General features: G+C 67.2%; 11 protein-coding genes. 6 read left to right on the forward strand and 5 right to left on the reverse strand.

From position 1 onward, the window contains the following. Positions 1-154 precede the first annotated feature (154 nt). Positions 155-3,853 carry an NB-ARC domain-containing protein gene (locus tag ABZ861_RS29090; protein ID WP_361636204.1) on the forward strand — a complete coding sequence of 1,233 codons (3,699 nt, stop codon included), beginning with the start codon at positions 155-157 and terminating at the stop codon, positions 3,851-3,853. Between the two features lie 556 nt (positions 3,854-4,409). On the opposite strand, the gene ABZ861_RS29095 is transcribed toward ABZ861_RS29090, so the two are convergent. The 3 genes from ABZ861_RS29095 to ABZ861_RS29105 all read right to left on the reverse strand — a co-directional run bounded on the left by ABZ861_RS29095 (position 4,410) and on the right by ABZ861_RS29105 (position 7,267). Beyond that, positions 4,410-5,417: a hypothetical protein gene (locus ABZ861_RS29095; protein WP_361636207.1), complete on the reverse strand. Its 1,008-nt coding sequence runs from the start codon at positions 5,415-5,417 to the stop codon at positions 4,410-4,412. Positions 5,418-5,815: 398 nt separating this feature from the next. Then, positions 5,816-6,391, reverse strand: a complete 576-nt coding sequence (locus tag ABZ861_RS29100) for a MarR family transcriptional regulator (protein ID WP_361636209.1) — start codon at positions 6,389-6,391, stop codon at positions 5,816-5,818. A 24-nt stretch (positions 6,392-6,415) separates the two neighbouring features. Further along, the gene (locus tag ABZ861_RS29105; RefSeq protein WP_361636213.1) at positions 6,416-7,267 is read right to left on the reverse strand and encodes a hypothetical protein; all 852 of its coding nucleotides are present in this window, start codon (positions 7,265-7,267) and stop codon (positions 6,416-6,418) included. Positions 7,268-7,370: 103 nt separating this feature from the next. Here ABZ861_RS29105 and ABZ861_RS29110 point away from each other — a divergent pair, with 103 nt between their 5' ends. The 4 genes from ABZ861_RS29110 to ABZ861_RS29125 are packed head-to-tail and all read left to right on the forward strand — an operon-like array spanning position 7,371 to position 10,355. Further along, positions 7,371-7,922 (forward strand): hypothetical protein, encoded by a 552-nt coding sequence (locus ABZ861_RS29110; protein ID WP_361636216.1) that lies wholly within the window; start codon positions 7,371-7,373, stop codon positions 7,920-7,922. Beyond that, positions 7,919-8,407 carry a hypothetical protein gene (locus tag ABZ861_RS29115; protein WP_361636219.1) on the forward strand — a complete coding sequence of 163 codons (489 nt, stop codon included), beginning with the start codon at positions 7,919-7,921 and terminating at the stop codon, positions 8,405-8,407. The genes ABZ861_RS29110 and ABZ861_RS29115 overlap by 4 nt, the downstream gene beginning before the upstream one ends. Continuing rightward, complete coding sequence (locus ABZ861_RS29120; protein WP_361636222.1) at positions 8,404-8,970, forward strand: hypothetical protein; 567 nt, start codon at positions 8,404-8,406, stop codon at positions 8,968-8,970. The genes ABZ861_RS29115 and ABZ861_RS29120 overlap by 4 nt, the downstream gene beginning before the upstream one ends. Further along, positions 8,967-10,355: a hypothetical protein gene (locus tag ABZ861_RS29125; RefSeq protein ID WP_361636225.1), complete on the forward strand. Its 1,389-nt coding sequence runs from the start codon at positions 8,967-8,969 to the stop codon at positions 10,353-10,355. Before ABZ861_RS29120 ends, ABZ861_RS29125 begins: the two co-directional genes overlap by 4 nt. 110 nt (positions 10,356-10,465) lie before the next feature. On the opposite strand, the gene ABZ861_RS29130 is transcribed toward ABZ861_RS29125, so the two are convergent. Continuing rightward, on the reverse strand, positions 10,466-12,280 hold the full coding sequence (locus ABZ861_RS29130) for a zinc-ribbon domain-containing protein (RefSeq protein ID WP_361636228.1): 1,815 nt from the start codon (positions 12,278-12,280) through the stop codon (positions 10,466-10,468). 837 nt (positions 12,281-13,117) lie between these two features. Then, a complete protein-coding gene (locus tag ABZ861_RS29135; protein WP_361636231.1) occupies positions 13,118-14,236 on the reverse strand; it encodes a DUF4062 domain-containing protein in 1,119 nt (372 codons plus the stop codon). 76 nt (positions 14,237-14,312) lie between these two features. Between ABZ861_RS29135 and ABZ861_RS29140 the strand changes: the two genes are divergently transcribed. Continuing rightward, positions 14,313-14,765, forward strand: coding sequence for a hypothetical protein (locus tag ABZ861_RS29140; RefSeq protein WP_361636234.1), 453 nt, complete (start codon positions 14,313-14,315; stop codon positions 14,763-14,765). Positions 14,766-15,006 lie beyond the last annotated feature (241 nt).

Genomic DNA, 15,006 nt, shown 5'->3' on the forward strand with positions numbered 1-15,006 from the left:
CGTTTATCCCTGCGTGTCCTGGTCTGTGCCTGGTGTCGTGATGTGTGGCTGGGCTGAGGCCGAAAGCAGTCGCGAGTGGTGTCGCAGGAAGGCCCGTTGTCAGACACCGCACCTAGCCTTACGGCCACAAGTCGGTTTCGGCACAGGGGGTTGCGTGGCGTTCGACGGTGGGCGTGTGGCTGCTCGCGGGTTCCAGTATCAGTATCTGCGCACGGTCGAAGCGCTGCTGGCCAGTGTGCGCACCGGCAGGGCGGCTGTCTGCCGCATCGAGGGGCCCGGGGACACGGGGTCGCTCCAGCAGGCGGATTCGGTCGATTTCGATCTGACCGACGCTGATGGCCGCTCGCTGATGGCGGTCCAGGTGAAGAGCGCCGGAGCGGGACGGACTGTGCGGGCACGCGAGGCGGTGGCGGTGCTGGTGCGTCTGGTCACGGGGATCGACGCTGAGCGATACCAGCTGATCACCTCGGCCGTGCCGGATGAGGGATGTCTGCGGCTGGCTGAGCTGTTGCGCCGTAATCGCGGTGACGTGCTGCGGATCAAGGCCGAGCTGAAGGACCTTCTCGTGAAGGCGCCCGCTGCGTGGGGTATCTGCCAGGCGCTGCCGGAGGAGCATTGGGAGCGTCTGGCGCGTGCGGGGGTCGAGTTCGATGGCCGCAGCGACGGGCAGCTGCGTGCGGATCTCAATGACGCGCTGCGCGCCGAACGGGGGCGTGCCGGGCAGGGATTGTCGCGCAGGGCCGGAGGGCTTGTGCTGGGTCATTTGGTGGCTGAGGTCATGCGCCGTGCGGCCGACCCTGGCCTGGCGAACTGGGATGTGCGGGATTTTCAACGGTCGGTGCTGGTCGGCGACGAGGAGTTGATCGCGGCTGTCGGCCGGCAGGAATTCGGGATCGTCTACGGACAGCTGCCGCCCATTCCGGAGGTGGTGCGTGCGGACCTCGTCGATGGGATCGCAGAGGTTCTCTCTCCCGGCGAGGAGGGCGCTGAGGGTGTGAGGACGTGTGTCGTCACCGGGCTGTCGGGGCTGGGGAAGTCGAGCCTGGCGGCGGCCCACATCGCTGATCAGGCCTTCCGCTATGACGCGGTGTTCTGGGTGGATGCCGAGAGCGAGGAGGCCTTGGTCGCGTCGTTTGCCCGCGTGCTGGCGCATCTGACCGGCAGTGAGGAACCGGCAGAGGTGCGGGATCCGCGGTTGGTACGCGAGCGGGTGCATGCCGCGTTGCAGTCCCTTCCGGGGCGGTGGCTGATGGTGTTCGACGATGCGAGCGCGCCCCTGGCCAGTGCTTGGATACCGCGTCGCGGGCGAGGCCGGGTCATTGTCACGACGCTGGGCGGGCACTGGCACGGTGTGCAAGGGCGCATCGATCTGAGCCCGATGAGCGGTGAGGAAGCGCTCTGCTTGCTGCAGTTGCGACTGGGCTTGAGTGAGAGCGAGGTTGAGCAGTACGCGGCGTCGCTGTCCGGGCTGGTCCAGGTCCTGGAGTGCTGGCCGCTGGCGATCGAGGTTGCCTGTGGCTATCTGGTCAGCTGCGGTATCGGCGTGGACCGCCTTCCCGTCTACACGGATACGCTGATCCATCGGGCCGCGGACGATGAGCGGTCGGTGCCTGCCGGGTATCCGCGGACGCTGGCGGCGGCCGTGGCGCTGAGCACCGAGCGTCTGATCAGCGGCGCCCGCTCGCGTGGTCTGCTGCAGCCGACCCTGGCGACGGTGGCCGCACTGTGCTGGCTTGCTCCCCGCCGGGCGCCGGTGCATCTGGCGTTGGCGAGTGCCTTCGTCGGCCCCAGGAACCTGCCGCTGGCTCCCGGTTGGGTGGTGTTCGACGAGACGCAGATCCCGGTGCGCGAGGTCATCCGAGAACTGACCGACGTCTCCCTGGTGCGGTATGACGAGCCGCTGCCATCCCGCAAGGAGACTTTTCCGGGCAGTGACGACACGGTGTCGATGAACGCGGTGCTGCAGGACATTCTGGCCCGGCACCTGGGGCTGTCGCAGTCGGATGTGGCGGCGGGCCTGTCGCATGTGGCCTGTCACACCGACCGCTGGCTGCGCGGGGCCCTGCTCTCCGGGCAGGCGGAACGGACCTGGGAGCTGGCCCAGCACGCCACCGCGCTGATCGGGCACATCCGCTCCGCGCGCACAGCCGACGGGTACACGGCCCTGCTCATGGGTAATCTGGCGGCGTTTCACCATGCCCACGGCCAGTACGACGCCGCACACAGCCTGCTGCAGCTCGAGCTGCAGTGGCTGGGCCGAGCCGACGGCCCGGACGAGGGACTGGCGGCCCAGGCGCACACCCTGCTGGCACACCTTGCCCAGCTGCGCAAGCACGCCGACGCCGGCCCCCGTGTTGCCGCCCATCTGCGTCCCGTGCTGTTCTACCTCCGCCAGCTCGACGGGCCGCTGCCCGAGCCCGTCGTCAACCTCGCGGCCGAGGCGTCGCGGATCCTGCAAATGCGACTGCGCGACCAGCCGGACCCTGCGCTCGCGCAACTGCTGGAGGAGTTCCGTGCCCTGGCCGACGTGCTCCCCACCAAGACGACACAGGCGGTAAAAGACCTCCTCGCCGTCCAGGACCTGTTGGAACAGAGAGAAGCCGAACGCGCCGAAGATACCGCCACCGCAGCCTTGGCCAGGAGCACCGATCCATGGTCTGCCGCCACGGCCGACCTCAAACGCCTCCTGGTCGAGGCGCTCGTCCTGCAGGATAAGTGGGAGCAGGCCGATGCTGCACTCAGCGACTTTCTGCCTTATGCCGGCCCGCGCACCCTCTACGGATTCGCCCTGCACCACCTGGTGCACAATGTCGGCTGCCACTGCGCCTGGACTTGGGTGACCCTGGGAGAGCAGCGTGCGGTGAAACTTTTGGGGCGGCTGCTGGAGGAAACCGGCATCGCCGAGAATCCGGCGCTGGAGACGGCCACCGATGAGGCCAGGTTCATCCTGCTGCAGGTCGTGCACGACAGCTGGCGGGCCATGAACGGAAGCTCCGAGTATGGGGGGTTCCTGGAGCAGATGAGCCGACTCAACGACAAGGGGTTCACCGAGCCCTACGACCCGGACAGCGTGTGGGAGCGGATCTACTCCGGCTTAATGCCGCGGCTGTCTGCCGTGATGGGTGAGACGGTGCACCGCAACTACCAGGAGGAGGCAGACGCCATCCTGGCCATCGGCCTGCCCTCGCTTGATCGGGATCCAGCGGTCAAAGACGCCTACGCGGCCGCCCGTTGCCACGCGGTGCTGTCGTTGTCCACGGATCCGGTCTACGGCGGCCTCGCCGGACGCTCCACGATCGACCTCCTCCTGCCCGAAGCCCGGAAGTTCCTGCCCGGCCCGAAAGCTCTGGTCATCCTGCAACCCCACAAGATGGTCGGTGCCACCTCTCCCGACACCGGCAAGTCCATCGAGCTCCAGGTCCACCGGGCCTGCGACAAGGGCTTGCGCAGACTGGCGGGACCTCAGCCCACCCTCATCTCACCCCAGCACCTCACCCTCGTGCTGACCGGCCAGCGGCTGACCCTCGAACATGACGACGGCACCGTCATCGCCCGCGCGACCGTGCAGGCCTCCAGTCAATGGCGGCAGGCGGTCCGAACCCGCCTCAGCGCGGTGGTCTACTTCGGTTACGGCTTCGAACTCCACCACTCCCCCACACACCGGCGCCTCATGGCCTCCCCCACCGAACTCGGACGCCACATCAACAGCGCCAGCGACAACGGCCTCCTCGCAGCAGGGCTCGTATCCGTCCGCATCCAGCCCACACCCTCCGTTCAGCACCGGCCGCCAGCTACAGCCCGCCAGCAACCCCGCCGGTCAACCCGCGCCCAACGGAGGAAACCTCACGGGTAAGTCCGCCCACCGCGCCGCTGAAGAGCCCAACTCCACCTATTGGTCGGGCATTTCAGGCCGAACCACCGTAGGGAACTGCCGCCAGGCAGCGGCCCTCAACCCGCGCGGTCAGGCCATGTAAAGTGAACAAGAAACGCTTTACCAGTCTCCAAAACCACAGGCGCGCAAGGGCATTCCCCACATCTGTGGGGGTCTGTCCACGGATCTGCTGATGGTCGGCTTCGACCTGCGATCTTCCCCACACGTGTGGGGGTCTGCCGGTTACGGTCAGAGAGCCGGGAAAACGCTCGGGTCGTCCCCACACGTGTGGGGGTCCACCCTCTCTGAGGATGGGGTTGATCGTACCCAGCCCGTATTCCCTACGCACGTGGGAGTCTGTCGGGCTGGTGAATAGTCGCGGTGGATCCACGGGACCTCTTCATACACGTAGGGGTCGCCCCCCCCCCGGCCGTTATGGCAGACCGCGCCTGCGGCTGCGTTGTCGGTGGTTGTCAGTGCTGGTCGTCATCGAGCAGCCCCGGGACGACATCCCTGCCGACCATGAGGCACTGCCGGATCAACCCGTTGTGCCTTCGGCGGTGTTGACCCACATCACCATCTCTCCAGGGTTGTATTCCGCTGCAGCGTTCAGCGCCTCCACAGGGACAGCGTGTAACGCCGCCACGAACTCGGCCGGCAAGGCGCGCCCCGCCGGGTTCGTCACCAGCGCGTGCGGGGGAAAGTCACCGGGGCGGCCGTAGTCCAGAAGATGTGCTCGGCTATCGGCCAACGGCCGGCCCGCAAGACCCTCCACCACCTGGTGCTGATGTCTGACCAGCAAGACCGCGTCCACGTTCGCGAACTCAACCGCGCCACCATCAGCGCGGTAGAACGACCTGGGGGTGAACAGTCCCGAGGCCGGAGAGGTCAACGCCGTCAGAGGCTCGTTGACGAAGTCGTCCCACACGACGACGAGAACCGACCAAAAGTCCGGATCCGTCGCCCGGAAGCCGGCGAACTTCTTGTCCGCACTGATGAGGAAGTCCTTGACCGGGTTGTCGCGAGGGAATGTCACGGCCTTGTCGCCCAACGCTTCAGACGCCGCGGTGCGGGCGTTCAGCTGCCACCCGTTCGACGCTCGCTGTTCCCTGTGTACACGCAGGTCAGCAGCCTTGACCTCAACACCGAGCGCGCCGACACCATCAAGCTTGATCACGACCTCGGGATTGGCCTTCGCCCCGCCTGCGACCGGCTCCATCTCAAACGCTGCAGGTGCCGGCCAGCCGTAGGCGGCCAGATGCGCCACGACCAGCACTTCGCAGTACCAGGCCAGAATCTGCTGATAGTGGCCCAGATCCTTCTCGGCCCCGCCGAACGACTCCAATCGCTTGAGCTGCTCTGCGGCGAAGCCCGGCATCACCGCATCACCAGCCGCCAGCGCCATCACCGTCGGTCCGCCCACCATCGCGAAGCCAGGCGTCTTTGGATTGAAGTTATAACCCAACCAGTGCCATTGCGTGCGAATCGGACTATTTTGAATGGAACTCATCAATTCTGCGGCACGTCTGGCGATCGAGTGCGTCATCCACAAGGTCTTTCACTAGCTGAAGCAGTAACGGTCATCGTCGCTCACATGCTGACAGCTGGTCGCCTGCCGCGGGCGGGGCCCATGCCCGGTGTGCTGCCTTCGCCCGGGCCGGCGCCTTCACATCCTTGCTAGCCAGGCGCCGCCGTTCGGCTCCCGCGGACCGACACCGAAGTCAATGCCGGCCCTGACCCTTCAAAGTGAACAAGATCCAGTTCCTTGATCTACAAAGCTGCAGGTCAGCAAGGGCCTTTCCCGCACACGCGGGGATGCGTCTCACCCCGAGGCCGCATCCGTGTATTCCGGCCGCCTTCCCCACACGCATAGGGGTCGGTCCGGTAGGCCCCCCGATGGCTGTCCAGATGCGGCATCCCTGCACTCGTGCTGTCAACTGCTGGTCATTTGGTTGCACCTGCGGCGCCCTGGGCTTGGCGGTAGGTGTACTCTTTCCCGCCTCGGTCAGGGCCACTCGACCGCTCGCGGTAGAGGGCTCCGGCTTCGACGAGCTTCTTGAGCCGGTTGTTGGCGTTGGGCAGCGAGATACCGAGCTCTTCGGCGAGCTGGGCCGCCCGGAAGTCTCCCAGTCGGCGGATTTTTGCGTAAGTGTCGGCCAGGACGGCGGTGTCGCCGAGCAGTTCGTGCGTGTCGCCGTCCACGGCGATCTGCTTGCGGCGCTCGAGGCAGACAGTGACGCCGTCGCGGGTCTCTTCGTTCAGGCCGACAAGACGGACGCCGTCGGTGCGGATATCTCCTGCGGCCAGCAGGAGATAGAACTTGCCGAGGAACTCGTCGACGAAGCTGTTGGTCATCGCTTCGACGCCGCCGAAGTCGATGGTCAGCAGAGTCAGGGGGGCGGCGGCAAGTTGCTCTTCCAGGGCTTGGCGGGTCTCGGTGCCCTTGGCCCGGGTAGCGAGAAACGTGCCGTGCTCTTTCACGGGATAGCGGAGCATCGTTTCGCGTTTCTGCGGTTTCATTTAATTCATTGAAGCACAGCTCGCTCAGGAACGATACGAGACTCTCAGCCAGGACCAGGTTCCCTGTACGGGGGTGGACGTGTCGGTGGAGTGGGTCGGTGTGGTGTTGCCGCGGGGCCGGCTGGTGCGCAGCAGCCCGTCTCCGCTGCGCAGCACGAGGCGGGTTGCGGCGGTCCCGCCGGGGCCGGACAGCAGATCGGGCAGGCCGTTGCCGCGTTTGTCCTGTGTTCCGCTGACGCCGGGGCGCAGGGCGTGCTTGAGGGCTTCGGCGCTGGTGGCGATGCGGGTGTGGGCGGGATTGCGGCACAGGTGGGACAGGACGCCGATGCCGGTGTCGCATACGGCTATCTCCAGCCGGCGGTAGCCGGTGGTCTTGCCGCTGTAGGCCTGGGCGGCGATGAATGCGCCGCAGGTGCTGGCTCCGTGACTGGTGGCGTTGTCTATCAGTTCGCCTACGCCCTTGAACACTCGCCGCCCGTCACGGGTGCCGAGGTGCCGGATGGCCATCTGCCCGATTTTCCCACCGATGGCGTCGGCCGTGTCCGGCCGCAGGTGGGCGACCTCGTGCAGGGTGGTGGAGCGGTCGTAGCGGGTCTTGCCGGGGGTGGTGCCTTCGACGTGAGTGCCGTGCGGCAGAGCTTCGAGCAGGTCCATGCGCTGCATGTAGGAGGTGACATCCGGGGAGGCGGGCAGGAGCAGCGTGATGCTGCTGCCCGCGCCGGTGTGGGTGTGTACGTAGGCGGCCGCGGCCGTCAGGTCGAGGGGGCTGGCGAAGGCCAGGCGGCGGGCGTCCAGGACGAGCCGGCCCGGTTCGGCACGGCGTACGACGAGGTCGCGGCGCAGCAGGGGGTGGCGTCCGGCAAGTTCCAGTAGCACAGCTGACCAGCATGCCATGCGCCGGGCGGGGTGCGGGGGATCACTCGTTCGGGCGCGTCTCTGCACCTCTGGACTCACTCGTGATACGATTTCACTGTCGTCAATGAAAACGTATCTGGCGGTCGGCCCGTATGCCGCCCAGCCGAGGCCGGGCACGCTCGCGCGGGCCGCCATGTTCGGGAGAAAGGTTCAGGTCATGAGGGTTCACACCTACAGGGTCGGGCAGGGCGGGGCACAGACTCAGGAGGTCGAGCCGAAGGCCCGCCTGGCCGACGTGGTGATGGTCGAGGCCGACGAGAAGGCCTACCGCGTCGGCGACGAGCTGGAGCTCGACGTGGAACTGACGGTGCTCGAGCTGTTCGGCCAGCAGCCGGGCCACGTCGTCGTCCACAAGTGCCACCGGATCGAGGTCACGGTTGCTTACGCGGGTACGGAGAAGGCCGTGCAGGCGCACCCGGCAACACGGGTGCGGCAGGTACGCGAGGAGGCGGTCAAGGCCTTCGGTATCCCTGCGGCGGACGCAGCCGATCTGGTGCTGCGGCTGCCGGGGACCACCACGGACCTGCGTCTGGCCGAGCCGGTCGGCGGGCTCGTCCCGGCTGGCTCGTGCACGGTGGCCCTCGACCTTGTCCACGCCGGCAGGGCGCAGGGATGAACCGCGCTGTGGAGCCGGGCGTCGATCCGTGCAAGGCACGGCTGCTGCGCGACCTCCAGGATGCGGCAGTTGATGCCGGGGTCGACGCCGGGCTCTGGCACATCGTCAGCATCGCCTGGCCGGCGATGACTGTCGCCATCTCGGTCGGTGAGGGCAGGGAGTGCGGAATGCGTCTCGACCTGCAGGACTATCCGGCCACCGCACCCGCAGGCCGGCCGTGGGATCTGGCGGCCGATGCACCCCTGCCGGTTGAGGGATGGCCCGTCACCGGTCGTAACCCCGAGGTCTTCCGCCCCGACTGGTCACCCGGCAACCAGAACGCGCCCTATCTGCCATGCGACCGGGTCGGCCTGGCGACACACGGCCAGTGGGCCACCGAATCCCCGCAGCGGGCCTGGAACCCGAGCAGAACCATCGTGTTCTATCTCGAGGAGATGCACCGCATGCTGTCCGACGCCCGCCTGCCGTCAGGAGGCACCTCGTGACGGACGCGCGTCTGGTCTTCGACGCCTCCATGTTCCGGGGCTTGATGCGCGAGCTGGCACGCCGCGGCGCGGGCCGGCGGGAGTCGGGGGCGTTCTTGCTGACCGATCGCGACCACCCCGCGGACCGCCTCCCCCAGCCGGTGACCGCCATCGCCTACTACGACGACCTCGACCCGGGCTGCCTGACCGGCGCGATCACCTTCCGCGCCGACGGGTACACCGCGCTGGCCGCACGCTGCCGCCGCGAGGGGCTGCGCGTCGTCGGCGACATCCACACCCACCCCTCCGAGCGTGTGGCCCAGAGCCGCACCGACGCCGCCAACCCGATGGTCGCCCTGGACGGGCACGTGGCGCTCATCGCCCCCCGTTACGCCAGCGGCGTCACCGACGCCGGGGCACTGGGCGTGCATGTGCGGGAGAGTGGGGGCTGGTTCTCCTCCTTCGGACCCCAGTCCGCGGCCCTCGTACGTATCCGCACACACCGCCTCCCCCGACTTCGGTGGGCACGGCTGCTCACACGCCGTCTGGCCGCAGGCTGGAAACGTCTTTGGAGGAACTCATGAACGTCCCCAGCAGGGACATCGTCCATCGCACCGCCCTGCTGGGCGTGCACGACGGGACCCATCCGACTCTCGAAGCCGCGCTCGATGCCCACGCAGCCACCGGCATCGTGATCGTCGCCGGTCACCAGCATGATCGGCATGGCGCGTACCAGGCTGCACTGTGCACCGCGATCGCCACAGCCGTGCGGGCCTTCGGCCACACCAAGGTGGTGGCGGACGACTCCGAGGTGATGGCGGGCGGCCCGCACCGCGGGCGCACGCTCGCCGAGGTCGTGGCCAGCGAGGGCGCCACTTTGACCACGGACCTGCGGGACACGCCGACGCACTGGCCGGTAGTGCTCCTGGGCACGCCAGCCCCTACGCTCTCGCAGAGTCTGTCCGCACATCCGATCGTGCTGCGCGCGTGCTGGAACAGGTGGACTGCCTCGGTGCACCCGGCGGTAGGACCGGCCGCCAACGCGGACCCCGCGCGTGCGGACACGAGCGACGCCGGGAACGTGCTGGCCGCGCTCTGCGCGGCCGCCCTCGGCGTCCACGAAGCGTTCGGCGCCGTACAGGCCCGCCCAGGCAGCGACGTCGGTCACCGGTCCATCAGCCTCAACCTGTGGTCACCGGCCGGAGAAGAAGACGAGGGGCCGCTTCTCACCCACATGCCTGCCTCATGGTGGCTGATCGGACTCGGCCACCTCGGGCAGGCCAACGCCTGGGCCCTGTCCTGGCTGCCCTACCCCGATCCCAGTCAGGTCTGCGTCCTGCTTCAGGAAGTGGACAGGGCCGTCAACGCCAACCACAGCACCGGCATGCTGACTCCCCGCCGCCCTGCCCCGGTCCGTAAGACCCGTCTCGTCGCCGCCAGCCTCGACACACTCGGCTTCGACACCCGCATCATCGAGCAGCGTCTGGACCACAACACCCGCATCCCCCCGAACGACGCCCACGTCGCTCTCCTCGGTGTCGACAACCTGGCCACCCGCCGCATGATCAGCGGCGTAGGCTGGAACCTGGCCATCGACGCCGGGCTGGGCGCTGGCCCGGCCGATTTCAACGCCATCCAACTGCGGCGCTTCCCCGCAGCACGCCTGAGCGATCAGGTGACCGCCTGGGCCGAGCCCTCGGTCACCAGCCCCGCGCTGCCCCGCAACCACGCCTTCGACGATCTCTCTCGCCGCGACGCTTGCGGCGCCGTCCAGCTCGCCGGAACTGCGGTCGGCGCCGCCTTCGTCGGCGTGATCGCCGCCTGCCTCGCGCTCGCGGAGGCAACACGCCAACTGCTCGGCGGTGTAGGTCTGGACGTCCTGAGCCTGCATCTAAGCTCGGCCGACCTCGATACAGCGCCGGCCACTCGCGAGTCTCATCCCCCTGCCGTCCGGCTCACCACGAGCTGAACGAGTACGAGGCCCTACGAGCACCCTGCGCTCTCCCCATCCGGAAAACCGACCGGCACCTGACCTCCCCGTTAGGATCAGGGGGCGCGGCTGCCTCCACCGCAGCAGGGCTAACCCTGGGCCCCCGGCCGCTTGCCTCGCCTGCTTGCCCACCTGCACACCCGCTCGATGATCTCGTCCGGTTTCGGCAGTGCCGAGTACACGACGAACTCCGCGTAGTTCGGGTCGTCGATCGACAACGGTGGCAGTGGATGCTCGCGCAGCCTTGCCACCAGGTATCCGGCAGTCAGCAGGTCACGGGACTTCTCGATGTCGAGGTCAGTCTTGTCCGCGTGCCAGTAGGAGCCGTCGTACTCGATGGCAAGCTTCTGCCCTGCTGCCGTCTCGACGGTGATGTCGACGAGCCAGCTTGCGCGTCGGGCGAATGCCTCGTGCCGCACCGACTGACCCGACGATGCCCGGCCGAAGGCACGCTCCGCGGCTGCCCAGTGATCCAGCTCTATGCGGGACTTGCCATGTTCCCGGCACTCTGGACAGCCGCTGCCGCTGGCTCGTGAGGACAAGGCCGCCTGCCACTCGTGAGCCGGGTTTGCCGAACACACCCAGGCAGGTATGAACGCGGTCGTGCCGGTCGGGCGCACCTGCCACGCGGACAGCGGGTTGGCCGGCGACCATTGCGCCGCGAGGTCGGGGAAATGGTAGGCGAGCGAGTCGAGGATCGTACGGCACTGCGGGCAGCGCAGACGCTGGCCTTGTTCCCGGCGGGCCGGTGTCTCCTGCCATTCGTGGCCGCAGTCGTCGTTGCGCCACCAAAGGAGCTTGCGTGAGCCGGGCGACACCTTCGACAGCTGAGTCCTGCCGTTCTTGGCAGGGTGCCACTGTGCGGCGATCTCGGCGTTGAGCGCGAAGGCCACAGGACCGGTCTCGACCGCTTCAAGACGCCGCGCGCGTGTGTCCTGGCCGCGGCAGGACGGGCAGCCGTTACGCAGATACGTGAGCGGAGACTGGCGGCGACTGTGTCCTCGTGGGCAACGAAACTGGTGGCGTCGGTAGTCCGCGGTCATCACGGTATGAGGGTCCGCCTCGTCGTCCCATACGGCGAGCAGTTGGGGCACGTCGGCGACCGGCGTCCTCTCATAGCGCGCGTGCTCCGCCTCCCGCTCGGCGCGTCGCCTCGGTTCGCACTGCGGACATGCGCGCATGTTGACCATGTCGAGGATCCGTTTGGTGAACCGTATTCCGCAGTCCGGGCACCGCCAGGCCGCCTCTCGCCGGGCTTTGACGGTGGCGGTCTCCCAGGCTGCGGCGTCGTTGTGCTCGTGGTCCCACCAGTCGAGGACCGGCAGTTCGCTGTCTTTGAGGAGGTCGCGCTGCTGAGAACCGGCGGGCCTGGTCGTCTGCCGCTCACGCCGGGGATTGACCTGGCACTGGCAGCCGAACCCGATGTCCCCCAGCCGCGCGGCGCTCACGCGGCAGCAGTAGCGACACCGCACATGGTGCGGGTCGTCGGACAGGGACGGGGCGGTCAGGGCGCTGAGGTAGTCGTATCCGTTCTTCTCGGCGTGCTCTCGCGCCTGGGCCTGCGGTACCGGGCTCAGGTCCGCGTACGCGCCCATGGCCTGGCGGGCCTCCCGCGCCCACTGCCGCCAGTAGCAGGCCCGGCATGTCGCTTCTTGGTAGGCGTTCTTCTCCAATGTGTACTCGAAGCGGTAGTGCGCTTCACAACCGCATGCCAGGCACCGGGTCAGACGCCACGCCTTCGGTTTCGTGAAAGGCTCCAGCGGTTCCAGGCCGCCCTCGCGCAGGATCTGCGTGATGTGGGAATCACACCAGGTGCTCTTCGTGCGGGTAGAGAACGCGGCTGGCTGTCCGCAGTCTGGCTCAGAGCACAGTTGGGGCGTATTGCGGGGCAATGGGGAACTCACGTGCGGATTCTCGCAGGTGCGTGCGCCGGTGGCACGAGGCGGCGTACGTGTTGCACTGCTATCTCCAGCAGCTGGTGATGCGGCGCAACTCGGCCAGCAGGGCATCGCTGTGCACGTGGTCCTGCAACCCGTCGGCGTCGGTCGGTCGCAGTCGTTGCAGTCCCTGGCTGTTCAGTGTCTGGAGCAGGGGCTCGGCATGGTCGTCGAGCCAGTCGTCCGCGCCGAGGTCGCGGGCCAGCCGGAACAGACCGATGACAACGCGCGGTGGCCTGGGCTGCGGGATTGTTGCAGGAGGGTGAGTGCTTCGGTCAGGGCGGCCTGACTTTGCCGACCTGCTGTGTTCCACATCAAGGTGGTCTGGGCCTCGACAAGCAGGCACGACAGCCTGGTCAGTGGGTTACCGCCGGTGTCGAGAGCCGGTGCCTGGGGTCCGAAACGGCGGGAGATCTGGGCGAGTCGAGAACGTAGATGACTGTGGCGACAGGCAGATCGGCGGCGGCGTGAAACCGCGGATCTTCCGCACGCGCGTGGAGGTCGTTCCCAGGTCAGCGCCGCGGCCCTGGCAGCAATCGCCCGACGGGAGCCAGGTATGACTGGGACGCATGAACCGGCTGTACCAGGACGTCGCGGAACTCCTGGACACTTATCTGCCCGCAGACAGGCCGGCCAACCGGTTCTCGGACGGGACCGTCGTTATGAGCAAGTGGCAGCAAACCCTTGATTAGGAAGACTGGAGCGCCGAGGCCGACGAACAACCTCCCGGACTGATGGTACTGATACCGGCCCCGTAGTAGCTAACTGCTGCGTGGGGCCGGATGTTGCCGTGATGACACCGCATTAGCTGGCTGACGGGTGCTGGTTGATCAGGACTCGTGCCAGGACGGCTGCTACCTCGTGTGCACCGGTGTCCAGCGCGGCCAGGCTGGTCGACTCGTCGGGCTCGGTTTGCAGCGTGAACGAGCGCCCGAAGCCGACGAGTTCGGCGCGTGTACGTGACTGGTGTGGGTTGAACCTGTCGATCTGGGTCAGTGTGGGGTTCGATACGCCGATGGCCACTGCGATCCGTTCGTGCTGGATCAGATTGAGTGCGCCAGTGGACCTCAGCAGGGCGGTGATCTGCTGAGGCAGAGCGTCCTGATCGAGGATGGAGCCCATGGAGTCTCGGGGGAGTGTGGCCCGCAGGGACACCTGACCGGTCTTGTGCAAGCGCACTTCTACCAGTTCCCCCGCCCGGGCGGCGTCCCACCGACGTGGCCGTGTGAGGGGGATGCTGACGGTCACATGCGTCTGGGAGCTGGACGGCGTCAGAGCAACGTCATTGCTGACTGCCCCGGTCCGGCGGATGCGGTCCACCAGCGAGGTGCCGAACTCCGCGAGTTCCCGGGCGGAGTAACCCGCGAAATCCACGGGTAGAACATGCAGTTCCAGCAGAGGAATGTTAACGCCGCCTTCGACGCCAGCCTCGTCCAGGCTCCAACGCAGTTCAACGGGTTGCGTCAATGCCGCAAAGGACAGCGGGGACGGGCCTGACTCTAGCTCCTTCACCTTCTGCACGACCTTGGTCATCAACTCGGCCGTGTCGTGGAACGAGTCACGGAACACGCCGGTGGCGTAGGCCTCCACGGTTCGGGCGAAATCCCGCTGGACGTCCTCGAATGTGACGCCCAGCTTGCGGTAGACCAGGCGTGGCTTGCCCACTGTTTTGGCCGTCACCCACTCGTCGTGGGTTGCCGACTGTCCTGTCTCGGAGAAGACGTGACCGTAGGCCGGTCCGAGCAGGAAGAGGCAGACATCGGCAGAGTCGAGAGCTGCCAGGCACGCTTCCCGGCCGGGGGTGGTCTGCGCGGTGAAGTCCTCGAACAGGACCGGGGTGTGCCCCAGCGCACGGATGAGGCCGGGCAGCGCGTCGCGCTCCTCCTCCAGTCCCTTGCGGACGCTGCTGATGAAGATTCTCACGCTACTGTGTCTCCACTACTGAGGCGCTCGTCGAAGTGAACCGGATGACCGGCGAGTGTCGGGATGCGGGGGCTTCGTGGCTGAAGTTTCAGAAGAGGCGATACGCGCCTATTGGAAGGAACACCGGGAGCAGCTACGACAGTGTGAGACCCAACGCTCGGCACTGACCAACCTCCTGCTCGTCATCACGGCTGCTCTGAGTGCTCTCATTGTCCAGCAGAAGTTCTCGACGTACGTCATGCCCCTGTGCCTCTTCGTGGCGATGACCGGAGGATATGGGGCAGTGGCCGTCTCCAAGTACTTCGAACGGGCTTCCTACCACCTCTCTCAAGCACGAGCTCTGACCAAGGACTTGGTGGACCGGGGAGTCCTTGGCTCCGACGAAAGACTGGTACAGGCGAGAGCCGATCACTACCGCCGCTTTCCTCGACTGCACCGCATTCGCCTTCATCGTCTGTGGGTGATCCTGCATCTTGCCATCGCCCTGTATGGAATGTGCCTCTTCGGCGTGTGTGTGGCCATGACCTGATGCCGACCTGGAGGGTATTCGGCTGAGTCCTACCCGCGCTGACCGGCGGGCGACGTGCCGGTCCCCAGGCTCCGGAGGCTGAGGGCGCGCATGACGCGCGACCTGGCGTGCGGCCGGACGAGGACCGGAACCGGGACGACAACGACTGGACGGACCCCTCCCCCGGCATGCACCTGACGGTGAACCGCTTCTGGTCCTCGGCCCAGTCGACCGTCGCCAAGACGTTCCCACCCCATTTTCA

Origin of the sequence: Streptomyces sp. NPDC046985 (genome assembly GCF_040644415.1) — a bacterium.
GTDB lineage: Bacteria > Actinomycetota > Actinomycetes > Streptomycetales > Streptomycetaceae > Streptomyces.